13 protein-coding genes are annotated in these 13,755 nt (G+C 61.6%); 8 read left to right on the forward strand and 5 right to left on the reverse strand.

Annotated elements, in window-relative coordinates; genetic code table 11:
* Nucleotides 1–2: 2 nt before the first annotated feature.
* The 3 genes from AFERRID_RS08895 to AFERRID_RS08910 all read right to left on the reverse strand — a co-directional run bounded on the left by AFERRID_RS08895 (nt 3) and on the right by AFERRID_RS08910 (nt 3,394).
* Entirely contained in the window at nt 3–935 is a 933-nt protein-coding gene (locus AFERRID_RS08895) for a bifunctional riboflavin kinase/FAD synthetase (RefSeq protein ID WP_126604971.1), read from the reverse strand.
* A gap of 306 nt (nt 936–1,241) precedes the next feature.
* A complete protein-coding gene (gene murJ / locus AFERRID_RS08905) occupies nt 1,242–2,750 on the reverse strand; it encodes a murein biosynthesis integral membrane protein MurJ (RefSeq protein WP_232027445.1) in 1,509 nt (502 codons plus the stop codon).
* A 236-nt stretch (nt 2,751–2,986) separates the two neighbouring features.
* Nucleotides 2,987–3,394 (reverse strand): hypothetical protein, encoded by a 408-nt coding sequence (locus tag AFERRID_RS08910; protein WP_225981928.1) that lies wholly within the window; start codon nt 3,392–3,394, stop codon nt 2,987–2,989.
* 248 nt (nt 3,395–3,642) lie between these two features.
* Here AFERRID_RS08910 and AFERRID_RS08915 point away from each other — a divergent pair, with 248 nt between their 5' ends.
* The 8 genes from AFERRID_RS08915 (at nt 3,643) to AFERRID_RS08950 (ending at nt 11,329) form a co-directional block, all read left to right on the forward strand.
* Nucleotides 3,643–4,506: a YicC/YloC family endoribonuclease gene (locus tag AFERRID_RS08915; RefSeq protein ID WP_113526817.1), complete on the forward strand. Its 864-nt coding sequence runs from the start codon at nt 3,643–3,645 to the stop codon at nt 4,504–4,506.
* Between the two features lie 6 nt (nt 4,507–4,512).
* Nucleotides 4,513–5,151 carry a guanylate kinase gene (gene gmk / locus AFERRID_RS08920; protein ID WP_113526816.1) on the forward strand — a complete coding sequence of 213 codons (639 nt, stop codon included), beginning with the start codon at nt 4,513–4,515 and terminating at the stop codon, nt 5,149–5,151.
* Nucleotides 5,152–5,174: 23 nt separating this feature from the next.
* Nucleotides 5,175–5,450 (forward strand): DNA-directed RNA polymerase subunit omega, encoded by a 276-nt coding sequence (gene rpoZ / locus AFERRID_RS15985; RefSeq protein ID WP_113526815.1) that lies wholly within the window; start codon nt 5,175–5,177, stop codon nt 5,448–5,450.
* The gene (locus tag AFERRID_RS08930; protein WP_172959357.1) at nt 5,434–7,713 is read left to right on the forward strand and encodes a RelA/SpoT family protein; all 2,280 of its coding nucleotides are present in this window, start codon (nt 5,434–5,436) and stop codon (nt 7,711–7,713) included. Before rpoZ ends, AFERRID_RS08930 begins: the two co-directional genes overlap by 17 nt.
* 15 nt (nt 7,714–7,728) lie before the next feature.
* Nucleotides 7,729–8,118 carry a Rid family detoxifying hydrolase gene (locus AFERRID_RS08935; protein ID WP_113526814.1) on the forward strand — a complete coding sequence of 130 codons (390 nt, stop codon included), beginning with the start codon at nt 7,729–7,731 and terminating at the stop codon, nt 8,116–8,118.
* A 1-nt stretch (nt 8,119) separates the two neighbouring features.
* Nucleotides 8,120–8,335, forward strand: coding sequence for a DUF1858 domain-containing protein (locus tag AFERRID_RS08940; protein WP_113526813.1), 216 nt, complete (start codon nt 8,120–8,122; stop codon nt 8,333–8,335).
* A gap of 1 nt (nt 8,336) precedes the next feature.
* Nucleotides 8,337–10,391 carry an ATP-dependent DNA helicase RecG gene (gene recG, locus AFERRID_RS08945; protein ID WP_126604973.1) on the forward strand — a complete coding sequence of 685 codons (2,055 nt, stop codon included), beginning with the start codon at nt 8,337–8,339 and terminating at the stop codon, nt 10,389–10,391.
* A 92-nt stretch (nt 10,392–10,483) separates the two neighbouring features.
* On the forward strand, nt 10,484–11,329 hold the full coding sequence (locus tag AFERRID_RS08950) for a L,D-transpeptidase family protein (RefSeq protein WP_126605699.1): 846 nt from the start codon (nt 10,484–10,486) through the stop codon (nt 11,327–11,329).
* 10 nt (nt 11,330–11,339) lie between these two features.
* Here AFERRID_RS08950 and hemG read toward each other — a convergent pair whose 3' ends face one another.
* Complete coding sequence (gene hemG, locus AFERRID_RS08955; protein ID WP_126604975.1) at nt 11,340–12,680, reverse strand: protoporphyrinogen oxidase; 1,341 nt, start codon at nt 12,678–12,680, stop codon at nt 11,340–11,342.
* Between the two features lie 4 nt (nt 12,681–12,684).
* A complete protein-coding gene (locus AFERRID_RS08960) occupies nt 12,685–13,728 on the reverse strand; it encodes an AI-2E family transporter (RefSeq protein ID WP_113526809.1) in 1,044 nt (347 codons plus the stop codon).
* Nucleotides 13,729–13,755: the final 27 nt, after the last annotated feature.

The following is a 13,755-nucleotide window of genomic DNA, read 5'->3' on the forward strand; positions in this document are numbered from 1 at the left end:
GATTATTCAAAGTCCTGGGGATGTTCGGCGAAAAAGTTCCGAGTGTTCACGACGTCGCTGTCGATGGCCGCCTTGAGGGTATCGAGATCCATATATTTCTCTTCCTCCCGCAGCTTGTGGTGCAGTTCTACGGAAACCTGCTGTCCGTAGAGGTCGGGGCTGTCCGCATCCAGACAGTGGGCCTCCAGTACCATCTGTTTGCCGCCGACGGTGGGGCGCAGACCGATACTGACGGCGGCGATCCAGTTTCCTTTCGGACTCAACAGGCGTCCGGCAAAGATACCTTTGACAGGCACCGGGCGACGATTCAGAGGGATATTGGCGGTCGGGAAGCCCAGTTCCCGACCTAGATGGTCGCCATGCACGACCCGCCCGCAGAGGGCATAGGGACGTCCCAGCCAGGACGCCGCATGGGTCAGGTCGCCGCTCTGCAGAAAGGCGCGGATGCCGGTGCTGCTGACCCGTTGGCCGTCGAGCAGAAAGGGGGGCTGTTCTTTCACCGAAAACCCATACTGTCGCCCGAAGCGGCTGAGCATGTCCAGATCACCGCGCCGTCTCGCCCCGAAGCGGAAGTCATGACCGACGCTCAGCAACCCGCAGCACAATTGCCTGACCAGTATCTGAGCAATGAAATCCTCGGCGGGCAGGTTGGCCAGCGCCTGATTGAAGGGCAGGCAGGTGATGCTCTGTACCCCATTGCGGCGGAGTGCCACCACCTTCTCGCGCAAACTGCTCAATCGTGGTGGCGCGTCCGTACCCCGGAAAAACTCCCGGGGAAGGGGCTCGAAGGTGAGCACCGCGGTGGGCAGGCCGCTATCCTGCATGGTCTTCAGCAGCGCCTGATGGCCGCGATGCACCCCATCGAAATTGCCGATGCTGACCGCCTGAGGCAGGTCAGCGGCGCGGTTGCTGCGGTGGTGGAGGAAGGAATGCATGCGCTTCGGTGTGTCCGGGTCTGCTGAAAAATGCGGTCATCTTAGCCTAAAAATGTGGATTTCCCTAGGTTGGGGCAGCGTCCGCCCATTCTTCCTCATCATTCCGCAGCTTCGCTGGCCGTCGCCCAACCGGGCGGATGTTCCCGCAGTACGTCCAGCAGGGGGCGGCGCTGGCCAAATCCCTGGTCGTGGCCATTCCGTGTGTCCATCTGAATCAGACATGCAAAGACCTCCGTCTGTATAAGTCGCGCAGTTCCCCGATGCCGAGCCACCATCCACCCATAAGGTATAAAACGGCAGCGAGAATCACCAGGCCGAGCACCCGTAACAGCCGTTCCCAGAGTGGCAGCGACAGCCAGAGGGTCGTGTCCCCCGCAGATACAGCAGGACGATCCCCATGAGCAAGGCTAACCCTCCGGTTTTCAGCAGGAAGACTCGCCAGCCCGGCTGCGCCTGAAAAATCCCGTCGTGCCGCAGGCGACGCCAGAGCATCAAGGCGTTGACCAAGGCCGCCGTACTGGTCGCCAGAGCCAGACCCAGTTGCTGCAACGGCCAGGCCAGGATAAGACTGATACCCATATTGACAGCGACGCTGATCATGGCGAAACGCACCGGTGTGCGCGTATTTTGATGAGCGTAGAAGGCGGGTGCGAGTACCCGTGCCGCAATGATCGGCAGGATACCAAGGCCATAACCTGTGAGGCTCAAGGCGCTTTGCCGAGCATCTTCCGCCGTGTAGGCGCCATAACGAAACAGACTGATCAGCAAGGGCTGCGCCAGAATGAGCAAGCCGACGGTAGCGGGCAGTCCGATGAGCCAAGTGAGACGCAGTGCCCAGTCCAGCGTTTGCGGGAAGCGCGGCGAACGCTCTGCCGCCTGGCGGGAGAGCAGCGGCAGCACGACTGTCCCCAAGGCCACCCCGAAGACGCCCAAGGGAAACTCCACCAGGCGATCGGAGTAATACAGATAGGACACTACATTGGCCCCCACCAGGGAGGCGAGGATGGTGTTCAGAAACAGGTTGATCTGCGCTACCGAAGCGCCGAAGGCCGCAGGCCCCATCAACCGCAGTAGCTGGCGCACGCCGGGATCGCGGCGCCGCAGGCGCGGCCAGTGCAGGTGCCCGACCCGCCTGAGCGCGGGTAGTTGAAAAAGCAACTGCGCCACCCCGCCGATAAGCACCCCCCAGGCCACCGCTATGGCGGGTTGTTGCAGGTGCGGCGCCCAGAATACGGCTGCGGCGATGATGCTGAGGTTCAGGAATACCGGCGTAAAGGCGGGTACCGTAAAATGTCCATAGGTGTTGAGTACACCGCCGGCCAGCGCGACCAGCGAAATAAAGAAAAGGTAGGGAAAAGTGATGCGCAGCAGTTCTACGGTGAGGTGAAACTTGTCCGGATTGTCTGCGAAACCGGGGGCGATGGCATAGACAACGGCGCTGGCCCCCAGCATCCCGACGATGGTAACGATCGCCAGGGCAAGGGCCAGCCACCCGGCCACATCGGCGACAAACGCCCGGACCTCGCTGGCCGGGCGTGTAGCCCGATATTCCCCCAGCACCGGGATGAAAGACTGGGAGAACGCCCCCTCACCAAACAGGCGCCGGAACAGGTTGGGAACGCGGAATGCCACGAAAAACGCATCCGCCATCTCCCCTGCGCCAAAGAGTCGCGCCAGAATCACGTCGCGGGCAAAGCCCAACAGGCGTGACACCATAGTGTTACTGCCGACCTTGAGCACGCTGCGCAGGGGGTGGTGGCCGCTCATGAGGGCGGGGGATATGGGGGATTGGGCATCATCGCTGGATGATGGCATGTGGGCGGGAGGACGCCAAGAGCATCGCCCTGACCACACCCAGGATACCGGTAGGGTTCGCCGTCTTTTGCCCTGCACGTTCGGTACGACAGGTCCGCCGGTTCGGCAGCGCTGCGCCGGGGCACGGTACCCGTGCGTTTCGCTGGGCGGTATGGTGTGGTGACCGTCAAACCCGGCAGGCGTCGGCGCTGGCTGACGGATCCGCCGCCATTACCTCGGCGCGATTGCCCCGCCCGTCATCTTCTGGCATCAGCTCCGGATGCGTCCGTAGGTGTTAAGACCGACGCGCTTGCGCTTCCCGCTTCGGGGTGCCGAATCAGTAACGGCACGGGAGCCGACACGATGGCCTTATCACTCCGATGGAGATCTGTTTCCACCGGGCAGGCAGGCCGACGATGATGGCGCGCATACAACCGCTCCCAGTCGCGGCGGGTCTCAGCGGGTTTGGCGCGCGCCAGCGCCAGCATGGCAAAGCCATCGTCATCCCAACCGCAGTCGCTCAGCACATCCTCTGGCCAGCGTTGCATGTACGCGTCGCGCATGATCCTTCTGCCCAGTTGGGCGAGATCCTCCGGCACTCCCTGAGCTACAGCCCGCGCTTTCCATTCATCCCATTCAAACAGCATCTCTTCAGAATCTGTCATGTGGCACGCTCCTGTAGTTACATCGATACCCTGGCCCGCGAAACCGATGCGTCGACCACTCCGGTCAGGCACCCCGGTTTTTTCGATATAGCCGTGTAGGTTTAGTTCGGGATTCCGGCGGCGTCAAGGTGACTTGCGCCTATTTTGTACATGGCAAGCCGGCGGGGATGTCGCCGGACGGGCGGCCGTATGCTAACTTTACCGAAGGAAGCCCGCTTTCCGCGGGATTGTGCTGGAGATCCGTCAAAATGATACGCAGTATGACCGGGTTCGCCCGCTGTGAAAGTCGTGGGGCTTGGGGCACACTGGCCTGGGAGTTGCGTACTGTAAATCACCGTTTTCTGGACGTCGGTTTGCGCCTTCCCGAGGGCTTGGGCGCCCTTGAAGCAGCGGTGCGGACCCGTCTGCAAAAAACGCTGGTGCGCGGCCGGGTGGATGCCTGGTTACGTTTTCAGCCTGCCGCCGGCGGGTCGTTAAGCCTCAACACGGCACTGGCGACGGAGTTGCGCGGACTTTACGGGGAATTGGCGGATATATGGGAATTTGAAGAAACCGCCTTCAACCCTTGGGATGTACTGCGCTGGCCGGGCATGGTGCAGGCCTCCGGCATCGATACGGAGGTGCTGGAGGCGGAAGTGCTTGCGCTGCTGGACAGTGCGCTGACCGGATTGCAGGAGGCACGCGAGCGGGAAGGCGCCGCCCTGACGCAACTTCTGCTCAGTCGCGTGGATGCCATTGCCGGGCAGACTGCTGCGCTGCGCGATCACCTGCCACACCTGGAAAAGGCGTTGCGCGAACGTTTGCAGGCCCGCTTGCACGATTCGGCGCAGCAGGTGGATGCAGGGCGCTGGGAGCAGGAGTTGCTCTTCTACTTGCAACGTCAGGATGTAGCCGAGGAGTTGGACCGTCTGGACACCCATCTGGCGGAGTTACGGCGTGTTTTACAGCGGCGGGAGGCGGCGGGACGACGCCTCGATTTCCTCATGCAGGAACTCAATCGCGAGGCCAACACCCTCGCTTCCAAGGCCGGAGACAGCCAGGTAACCTTTGCCTCGGTAGAGCTGAAAGTGCTCATCGAACAGATGCGGGAGCAGGTGCAGAATGTGGAGTGAAAGTCAATGACGGGGGGAGCGGAACGCGGTATCCTATGGATTATTTCGGCACCCAGCGGTGCGGGAAAGACCAGTCTGGCCCGGGCGCTGGTGGCGGCGACCCCGCAATTGCGCACCTCCGTCTCTTACACCACACGGCCTCCGCGACCGGGCGAGGCAGACGGAACGGACTATCACTTCGTTCCCATGGAGACCTTCACGGCCATGGCGGAGCGGGGCGAGTTTCTGGAGTATGCCCGGGTGCATGGCAATGGTTATGGCACTAGTGAACCTTGGGTGAAGAGTCAGCTGTTCGCCGGGACCGACTGCCTGTTGGAGATCGACTGGCAAGGTGCGCGGCAGGTGCGGGAAAGACTGCCAGGGCAGGCGGTCAGTATTTTTATTCTGCCGCCGTCTGTCGCCGCTTTGGCGGAGCGTCTGCGTGGCCGTGGCCAGGATTCAGAGGCGGTCATTGCGCGCAGGTTGGCGGCAGCACGTGAAGAGCTGTTGCATTATGACGAGTTTGATTATCTGGTGGTGAATGACCACTTCCAGGATGCGTTAGCCGACTTGCAGAGCATTGTCCATGCGGAACATCTGCGGCTGGGTTATCAGCAGCATGCCCAGCATCAACGATTAAAGAATCTCCTCGGTGTTAACAGTTAAATTGATAAAAGGGTGAATAGACGATGGCACGAGTAACAGTAGAAGATTGTCTGGATCATGTGGACAATCGTTTTGAATTAACTCTGATAGCGGCGCGACGGGCGCGGCAATTGGCCTCCGGCGCTACGCCGGAAGTGGAGCCGGGACGTGACAAAAATACGGTCATAGCTCTGCGCGAAGTGGCTGCCGGCAAGGTGAGCCGGGCAATTCTGGACGAGCAGATGCCGCCACCATTACCTAACTTCCCCGGTGCAGCGAACCGCGAAGCGGCTGGAGCTGAGGATGCCGCTGGCGACTGAAAGCGAGCTAGGCACCATGGTGCCGACCCTGCCCCTGACCACAAGGGTGGGCGATGTGCTGCGCCTGCCGCCGGTCTCTCCGTCTCTGGAGGACCCCTGCGCGCCGCTGCGGGCGTTGCTTCAGCAATACATGACGCCGGAAGAAGTGGCACGTGCGCGTGATGCCTACGAATTGGCCGCCAACGCACATGGCGCACAAACCCGGCGCAGTGGTGAGCCCTATATCCATCATCCCGTGGCGGTCGCCTGCATCCTCGCCGAGCTGCAACTGGATATTTTCACTATTCAGGCCGCCCTGCTTCATGACGTGATCGAGGATTGCAATATCAGCAAGGAAAACATCACCGAACGCTTTGGGTCGGAAGTAGCGGAGATGGTGGATGGGGTCAGTAAGCTGGGGCAGGTACGTTTTGAAACCCGTGAAGAGGCACAGGCAGAGAATTTTCGCAAAATGTTTCTGGCCATGTCGCGGGACATCCGGGTCGTGCTGATCAAGCTGGCGGATCGCTTGCACAACATGCGCACCATGGGGGTGATGACGCCGGAGAAGCGGCGGCGTATTTCCCGGGAAACCCTTGATATCTACGCGCCCATTGCGCAACGCCTGGGTATTCATGCCATTCGCATCGAGCTGGAAGAGCTGGCCTTCTCCCATCTTTACCCCAAGCGTTGGCACACGCTCAATGAGGCCGTAAAGGCAGCGCGTGGTAACCGTAAGGAAGCCGTGCAGAAAATTGAGCACGCCCTGGAGGACCGCCTCCTGCAGGAGGGTTTCGCCGCCCAGGTCAGCGGCCGTGAGAAACACGTCTACAGTATCTACAGAAAAATGCAGAAGAAGGGTATGCCCTTCGGTGATATCCATGACCTCCATGCCTTCCGGATTATCGTTGCTGATGTGGATACCTGTTATCGCGTCCTGGGCCTGGTCCACAGTCTGTATCGACCGATTCCCGGACGTTTCAAAGACTACATCGCCATCCCGAAATCCAATGGATATCAGTCTCTGCACACCGTCCTGCTGGGCCCTTTCGGGCATCCGGTAGAGGTGCAGATCCGCACCGAGGATATGCACCGGGTCGCCGAGGCGGGGGTGGCGGCACACTGGTTATACAAGACGGGCTCAAGTAATGCGCATGCCGAAATGCAGGCGCGCGCCTGGTTGCAGCGTTTGCTGGAACTGCAGATACAGGGGGGAGATTCCCAGGAATTTCTGGAAAGCGTCAAGCTCGATCTTTTTCCCGATGAGGTCTATGTTTTTACCCCCAAGGGCAAAATTCTCAGCTTGCCACGGGGTGCGACGGCGGTGGATTTTGCTTACGCCGTGCATACGGATATCGGTGACCAGGCCGTGGCGGCCAGGGTCAATGATATGTATGTGCCCCTGCGCAGTCCTCTGAACAACGGCGATAAAGTGGAAATCGTCACGGCGGCTTCGGCGCACCCGCAACCTGGTTGGCTGGATGTGGTGGTGACCGGCAAGGCGCGCAGTAGCGTTCGCGCTTATCTCAAGACCATTCAGCGTGGTGACGCGGAAGTGCTGGGCCGCAATTTGCTGGAAAAAGCGTTGCAGAGTCTGGGTGCCGACCTCCAGCAGATCGAAGCGACTGATTTTCAGCGGGTGCTGGTGACGTTCAACGTGAAGGATGAGAGCCAACTGCTGGCGGCCATTGGCATGGGTGAGGTTTTTCCGCTGGTCGTAGCGCACAAGCTGCTGCCCGAGGAGAGCGATCGCGGGCGGCTGGCGCAGACTGCCCGCCGTCTGGGCCATGCCGTCAGCCATCTCCTTCCAAGTCGCCTCACTCGCGAGGAGGCCACGAAAAAGCCCTTGCTGATTCGCGGGACGGAAGGTATGCCAGTGACCCTGGCTCGCTGTTGTCGACCCATCCCTGGCGACCCGATTTTGGGTTTCATCAGTGTCGGCAAGGGTGTGGTGGTACATACCCATGATTGTCACAATATCCGTGAGTGGCGCAAACGCCGTGACCGCTGGGTGGACGTGCAGTGGGATCCCGCAGCCCAAGGCGAGTTCCCGGTAGCGATTCGGGTGGTTGCGGAAAGCGCCCGTGGCGTACTGGCGCGTGTCGCCACCCTGATTTCGGATGAAGATTCCAACATCGATCATGTGGATATCGAGCCGCAGGATGGACTCTACACAGGCATCACCTTTACCATAGAGGCACATGACCGCGACCACCTGGCCAGAATCATGCGGAGTTTGCGCAGTTTGCCCATGGTGTCGCGGGTACAGCGGGTCAAAGGCTAACAGGGAGTTCAATCCATGCCGGTACCAGTAGAAAGCAGTTCCGCACCCCAGGCGATCGGGGCCTACAGCCAGGGTATGATGCATGGCGGCCTGCTCTATCTCTCTGGCCAGATTCCCCTGGATCCCCGCACCGGGCAGATGGTGGAGGGCGACATCGCCCTGCAGATCCGGCAGGTGCTGGATAACCTGCAGGCGGTCTGCAATGCTGCGGGCGGACGTCTGCAGGATGCCATCAAGCTTCAAGTCTACCTCACGGATCTCGGCCATTTCGCACAGGTGAATCAGGCCATGGAGGCAGAGTTTTCCATACCCTATCCGGCACGGGCGGTGGTGCAGGTGGCCGCGCTGCCGCGAGGGGCGCAGGTGGAGATAGATGGCATCGTCGCCCTGGGCAAGGCGGGCTGAGATGGAACGCTCAGAAGCGCTCGCCCAGCCCATGCGCGTACTGCTGCAGGCGCATCCGGTTTTGGTTTCGCTGCTGGAGGAGCGCGGTATTCATTGCGGCGAGTGTTTTATTGCCGAGCGGGAAACCCTGGCGGGGGTAGTTACCATGCACCATGTCGACCTCGACGAACTTCTCGCAGAATGGGCACGTCGCGAGGCCCTGCCGCGCACGGAATAGCATGGCGGGAGTCAAGGCGGGACTGTATCTGCAAAGTTCCGTCTCGGCGTTACGGGGGGTCGGTCCGGCGCTGGTTTCGCGTCTGCAGCACATGGACCTGTGGCGGGTACAGGATGTCCTGTTCCATTTACCCAGCCGTTATCAGGACCGCCGCCATATTGCATCCATGGCGACGCTTCAGGCGGGCCAGGAGCGTGCGATACTGGGCGAGATCGTCCGTGTCGACCACCAGCGCGGAGGACGTGAACAATGGCTGGTGACGGTGAGCGATGGCAGCGGGTGTCTGCAGATCCGGCTTTTTCACATGGCACTGGCGTTGCGTGCGCAATGGCAGGTCGGGCGGCGGCTCTGGTGTTTCGGAGAGTTGCGCGGTGGTTTTCACGGCCTCGAAATGATCCACCCCGAATGGCAGATGGCGGATGTCCCGCAGTTTCAGGCGCCGCATCACCTCACCCCCTTTTATCCCAGCAGCGAGGGCATCACTCAGGCCCAGTGGCGACGCTGGATAGCGCACGCGCTGACTCTCCTCGATCAGCTTCCCGACTACCTTGAAAACCGGCTGCCTCCACAATGGCCCGGTTTGCGCGAGGGGCTGCGCCTGCTGCATGAAAGTGCAGACGAGATTCCCTCCCCGCAACATCCGGCGTGGCAGCGGCTGGCGTTGGAGGAACTGCTGGCGAATCATCTTGCGGTACGCCGGATGCGGCAATCGGGGATGATGCAGAACGCCCCTTGTCTGCGGAGTAAGGGGCAGATGTGGCAGCGTTTCCTGGCGCATTTGCCGTTTTCGCCCACCATGGCGCAGGAACGGGTGATTGCGGAGATCAATGCCGATCTGGCGCGTCACCGGCCCATGCGTCGTCTATTGCAAGGGGATGTAGGCTCCGGCAAGACCCTGGTCGCGGCGGCGGCGACGCTGACCGCGCTGGAGGCGGGATATCAGGTGGCGATGATGGCGCCGACCGAGATTCTCGCGGAGCAGCTCCATGCTCGGTTCCAGCAATGGCTGGAACCGCTGGGTCTGGAGGTGGGCTATCTGGTGGGCAGCCGTTCACCGCGTGTCCGTCGCGAGACGGCGGAAGCGCTTGCTGGTGGCCGCCTGAGCTTGGTGATCGGCACCCAGTCGCTGTTCCAGGAAGGGGTGGCGTTTGCATGCCTCGGACTGGTCATCATCGACGAGCAGCACCGCTTTGGCGTGGAGCAGCGCCGTCAGTTGCTGGAGAAGGGCGCCATGCCCCACCTGCTGGTCATGACCGCCACGCCGATTCCGCGAACCCTGGCGATGACGGTGCATGCGGATCTGGAGGTATCGGTGATCGACGCGCTGCCGCCGGGGCGCACCCCCGTGGAAACCCTGGTGATGCCGGACAGTCGTCGGCCCGAACTGATCGGCCGGATGCAACACATGCTGGAGGCGGGGCGGCAAATCTATTGGGTTTGTCCCCTGATCGAGGAGTCGGAGATTCTCGAATTACAGGCGGCGGAGGCAAGTGTTGCGGATCTGCAGGCGGCCTTGCCGGGCGTGGCCGTCGGTCTGATACACGGGCGCATGCGCAGCGCGGAAAAGGCGGAGGTGATGGCCGCGTTCCAGTCAGGCGCGGTACGCATTCTGGTGGCGACGACGGTGATCGAGGTGGGGGTGGATGTCCCTGGAGCCAGTCTCATGATCATCGAACATGCGGAGCGTCTGGGTCTGGCACAATTGCATCAGTTGCGTGGCCGGGTAGGGCGGGGCGCGCAGCGGAGCAGTTGTATTCTGCTCTATCATCCGCCCCTGAGTGGCAAGGCGCGGGAGCGTTTGCGGGTGATGCGCGAAACCTATGACGGTTTTTCCATTGCGCGCAAGGATCTGGAGTTGCGCGGGCCGGGCGAATACCTGGGTACGCGGCAGGCCGGCATCCTGCAGATGCGCGTTGCGAATATTCTGCGTGACGAAGCATTGCTGGCCATGGTTCCGGCATTGGCGGAACGCCTGCTGCAGGAAGACCCCGAGGCGGTGCAGGCCATAGTGCAGCGCTGGCTGGGGAACCGGGTGGACTACGGGCAGGTCGGATAGTGAAACTCTGTTAGAAAATCATGGATCTCGCGCCCGGACTTCGGGTATATTATGAAACGCCGTGAGTACGAGTATTGGGGAGAAGTAGGGTGATGCGCAAATTCGGGGTATGGGAATTGTCGGGGGCGGTGCTGGGTGTTCTGGGATTGGCGGGTTGCGCCACGACACCTGTGGCCACCGTGCCGGTGCACTCGGTAGCTTACTATGCCGCACAGATTCCCCCTCCGGTCGTTCAGCCGGTAGCGCCCGTGGTCTCTCCGGCAAGTCCCGCGCATGTGGTCCGGTCGGTGCATATTGTCATTTCGACCACTAGTCATTCCCTGAAAATCTTCAAGGGCGGTACCGTGCTGGCGACCTACCCGGTCGCCATCGGCTTCAATGGCGCAGCTCCCAAGCGGATGCGGGGGGATGATGTCACCCCCCTGGGACGTTATCGCATCGGCTGGGTCAGTCGGGGTACACGCTACGGCCCCTTCATGGGTTTGACCTACCCCAACCGGGAGAATGCGGAGTGGGGATTGCGGGAGGGCATTATCAACAAGGCGCAATATCGTGCCATTGTCGATGCCATCGACGCCGGGCAAACGCCGCCGCAAAATACCCCCCTGGGCGGTGAAATAGGCATTCACGGCATGGGCCCGCAATTTTCGGATGACCCACAGGGCAAGGTATTCCCCGGGCGCTGGACGGCTGGCTGCGTGGCGTTGTCCAACTGGGATGCACAGCAGATCGCCGCGCTGGTGCGGGTGGGGACACCCGTGGAAATCGTGGGGGACGCACATGGATTCCGGGGTGGTTTTGACCGGGTCAGCACGGGCTCCCGGTACAAGTCCAATGCCGCCTTCGATACCATGGCGACGCCGAGGGCCGTTGCGAAATCCCAGAATACCGCCATGGACACTCTGGTGTCAGCGCTCGCCCCGATCGCCGCACACTGATATCCCGGATTCAGTGCTGCCAGTGGGCGGCCTGACTGAACTCCCAGGCCTGTTCGATGCAATCTCCCAGGGCGACGCCCCCCTGCCAGTTGGCACGGAAGTGCAGCCCAGGGTGCCCGGCACTCAGGGTGTCGATCCGCTTCATCCGGTCCAGGTGTCCGACCTCGTATTGCGGGATGGCTTTCGGCCAGACCCAGCAGCGACTGAAAACGGGATCGCCACTGATCCCCAGCAGTGGGCCGATCTCGCGTAATACCGTTGCCAGCAGGTCGTCATCGTCCCGTCCGGCAAGGACATTCTGACTGCCACCGATAAAGGCCGTCAGCAATACCTGCCCCGCCGGTGCGCGCCCAGGGAAAAGGGTGGAGGAGAAAAGCACCCCCAGCGTTTCCAGCCCCATGACCCGCGGAATCAGCATGCCGAAGCCATCCAGTGGATGCCCTACCTGTGGGCGCTGAAAACCTATGGACAGGCTGCCTACGGCAGGATAAGGGATGGCGTCCAGTTCCCGGGCAAGCGTAGCGTCGGTTGGCGCGAGCAGTCTGGCCGCGGCGCCTGCGGGCAGGGCGAGAACGAGCCGTTTGCTTTGCCAGGTCTGGTTACCGCTGCCGACCTGCCACATATCGTCGCTATAGGCCAACTGGTCGACCGGAGTATCGCAGCGCAGCGTATCGCCGAGTGTGCCTGCAACCCGCAAAGGGAGGGCCTGCAGACCTTCGCGAAAGGACACGAGGCGGGTTTTGGGGGTGCCGGGCAATTTCTTCTTCCGGGCCCGCAGCGCACCGCGCAGGAGCGAGCCACCATCCTGCTCCAGCGCGGCCAGGCGAGGAAGAGTGGCCTGCACCGAAAGGCGTGCGGGATCGCCGGCGAAGACGCCGGAAACAAAAGGGTCAACCAGCCAGGTAAGGGCCTCTTCTCCGAGCCGTCGCCGGACGAAGTCGGCGATGCTTTCCTCGCCATCCGGCGTTCGATGCGGTGGCTGGAAGGGTTCGCCGAGGAGCCGCAGGCGACCGCGTATACTCAGTAGTCCGCCACCGAATAGCACGCCCGGTCCCAATGCGACGGGTTGCCGGTGGCGATTGAGGACATAGCGGCGCGCGGCGAGCGGGTTGGCTTCGACGATGTCTCCTTCCAATTGCAGTTCGCGGAGCCATTCTGGGACGATCCGGCCTTTGAGCATCAGCGAGTTGGGTCCCATATCCCGCAGGTAGCCCTCTTCCTGTCTGCTCTGCAGGTTGCCGCCGGGCGCGGCGCCGGCCTCCAGCAGCAAGGGCGACCAGCCTCGTTTACGCAGGAAATACGCCGTCGCCAGACCCGAAATGCCTCCGCCAATGATGATGACTTCTTCCATAGGGTTATGACTCCTTACCCAGATAATAAGGGCTCCGCACATACCAGCCGTGAAGGTGGCGGAGCAGGGCGATGAGGACGGCGGTCACCGGTAATGCAAGCAGCAGGCCGATGAAGCCGAAGAGTTCGCCGCCTGCCAGCACGGCGAAAATGACGGCGACCGGGTGCAGACCGATGCGGTCTCCCACCAGATAAGGGGTAAACACCATGCTTTCCAGTATCTGGCCGATGCCAAAGACGATCAGTACCCCGAGAATGGGCAAGAATGCGCCGGTCTGCACGTACATGGCGAGGGTGGCCATGGCTATGCCGCTCACGACGCCCAGATAGGGCACGAAACTGAGCAGTCCCGCCACCAGGCCGACGAGGATGGCGGTTTTCAGGCCGACGATACTGAGGCCGATCGCGTAACTGGCGCCGAGAGCCAGCATCACCAGGAGTTGTCCGCGTAAGAAGGCCATGAGCATGGCATCGGCGTCACCGGCCAGACGTCGGGAAAGCGGCAGATAGTGCGGTGGGATGAGTGCGGCAATACGGCCAATGAGGTGTGGCCAGTCGCGCAGCAGATAGAAGCCCAGCACCGGCACCAGAATGATACTGAGCACACTGCTGATCAGACCGGGACCGGAGCTCAACGCCATCTGGAGGCTGCGTCCCAGCCATCCCGCCAATTTTTGGGCATTGGCCGTGGCATAATGGGCGACGCTCTGACTGTCGAGCGGAATGCCGATCCGCGCGGAAAGTTGCGGGATGATCCGGGTTTGCAGGAGTTCCAGATACTGGCGCAGATATTCCACGAAGAGCAAAGATTGATGGCGGATCACGGGGAGCAGGGCCATGATGATCCCGGCCAGAACCAGAATGACGAGAACGAAAACCAGTGTCGTACCCCAGGTGCGATTGATCCGATATCGTTGCAGGCGGGTCACCAACGGGTTGCCGAGATAGGCGAGAATGCCGGCAATCAGAAAGGGGCTGAGAATGGGGGAGAGACGGTAGGCCAGCCAGCCCAGCAGGATCAGGATGGCCAGCACAAAAAATCGTTGCATCGTTCGCGAGGCTCCCCGGCCCGAATC

The sequence above is a fragment of the Acidithiobacillus ferridurans genome (assembly GCF_003966655.1).
GTDB lineage: Bacteria > Pseudomonadota > Gammaproteobacteria > Acidithiobacillales > Acidithiobacillaceae > Acidithiobacillus > Acidithiobacillus ferridurans.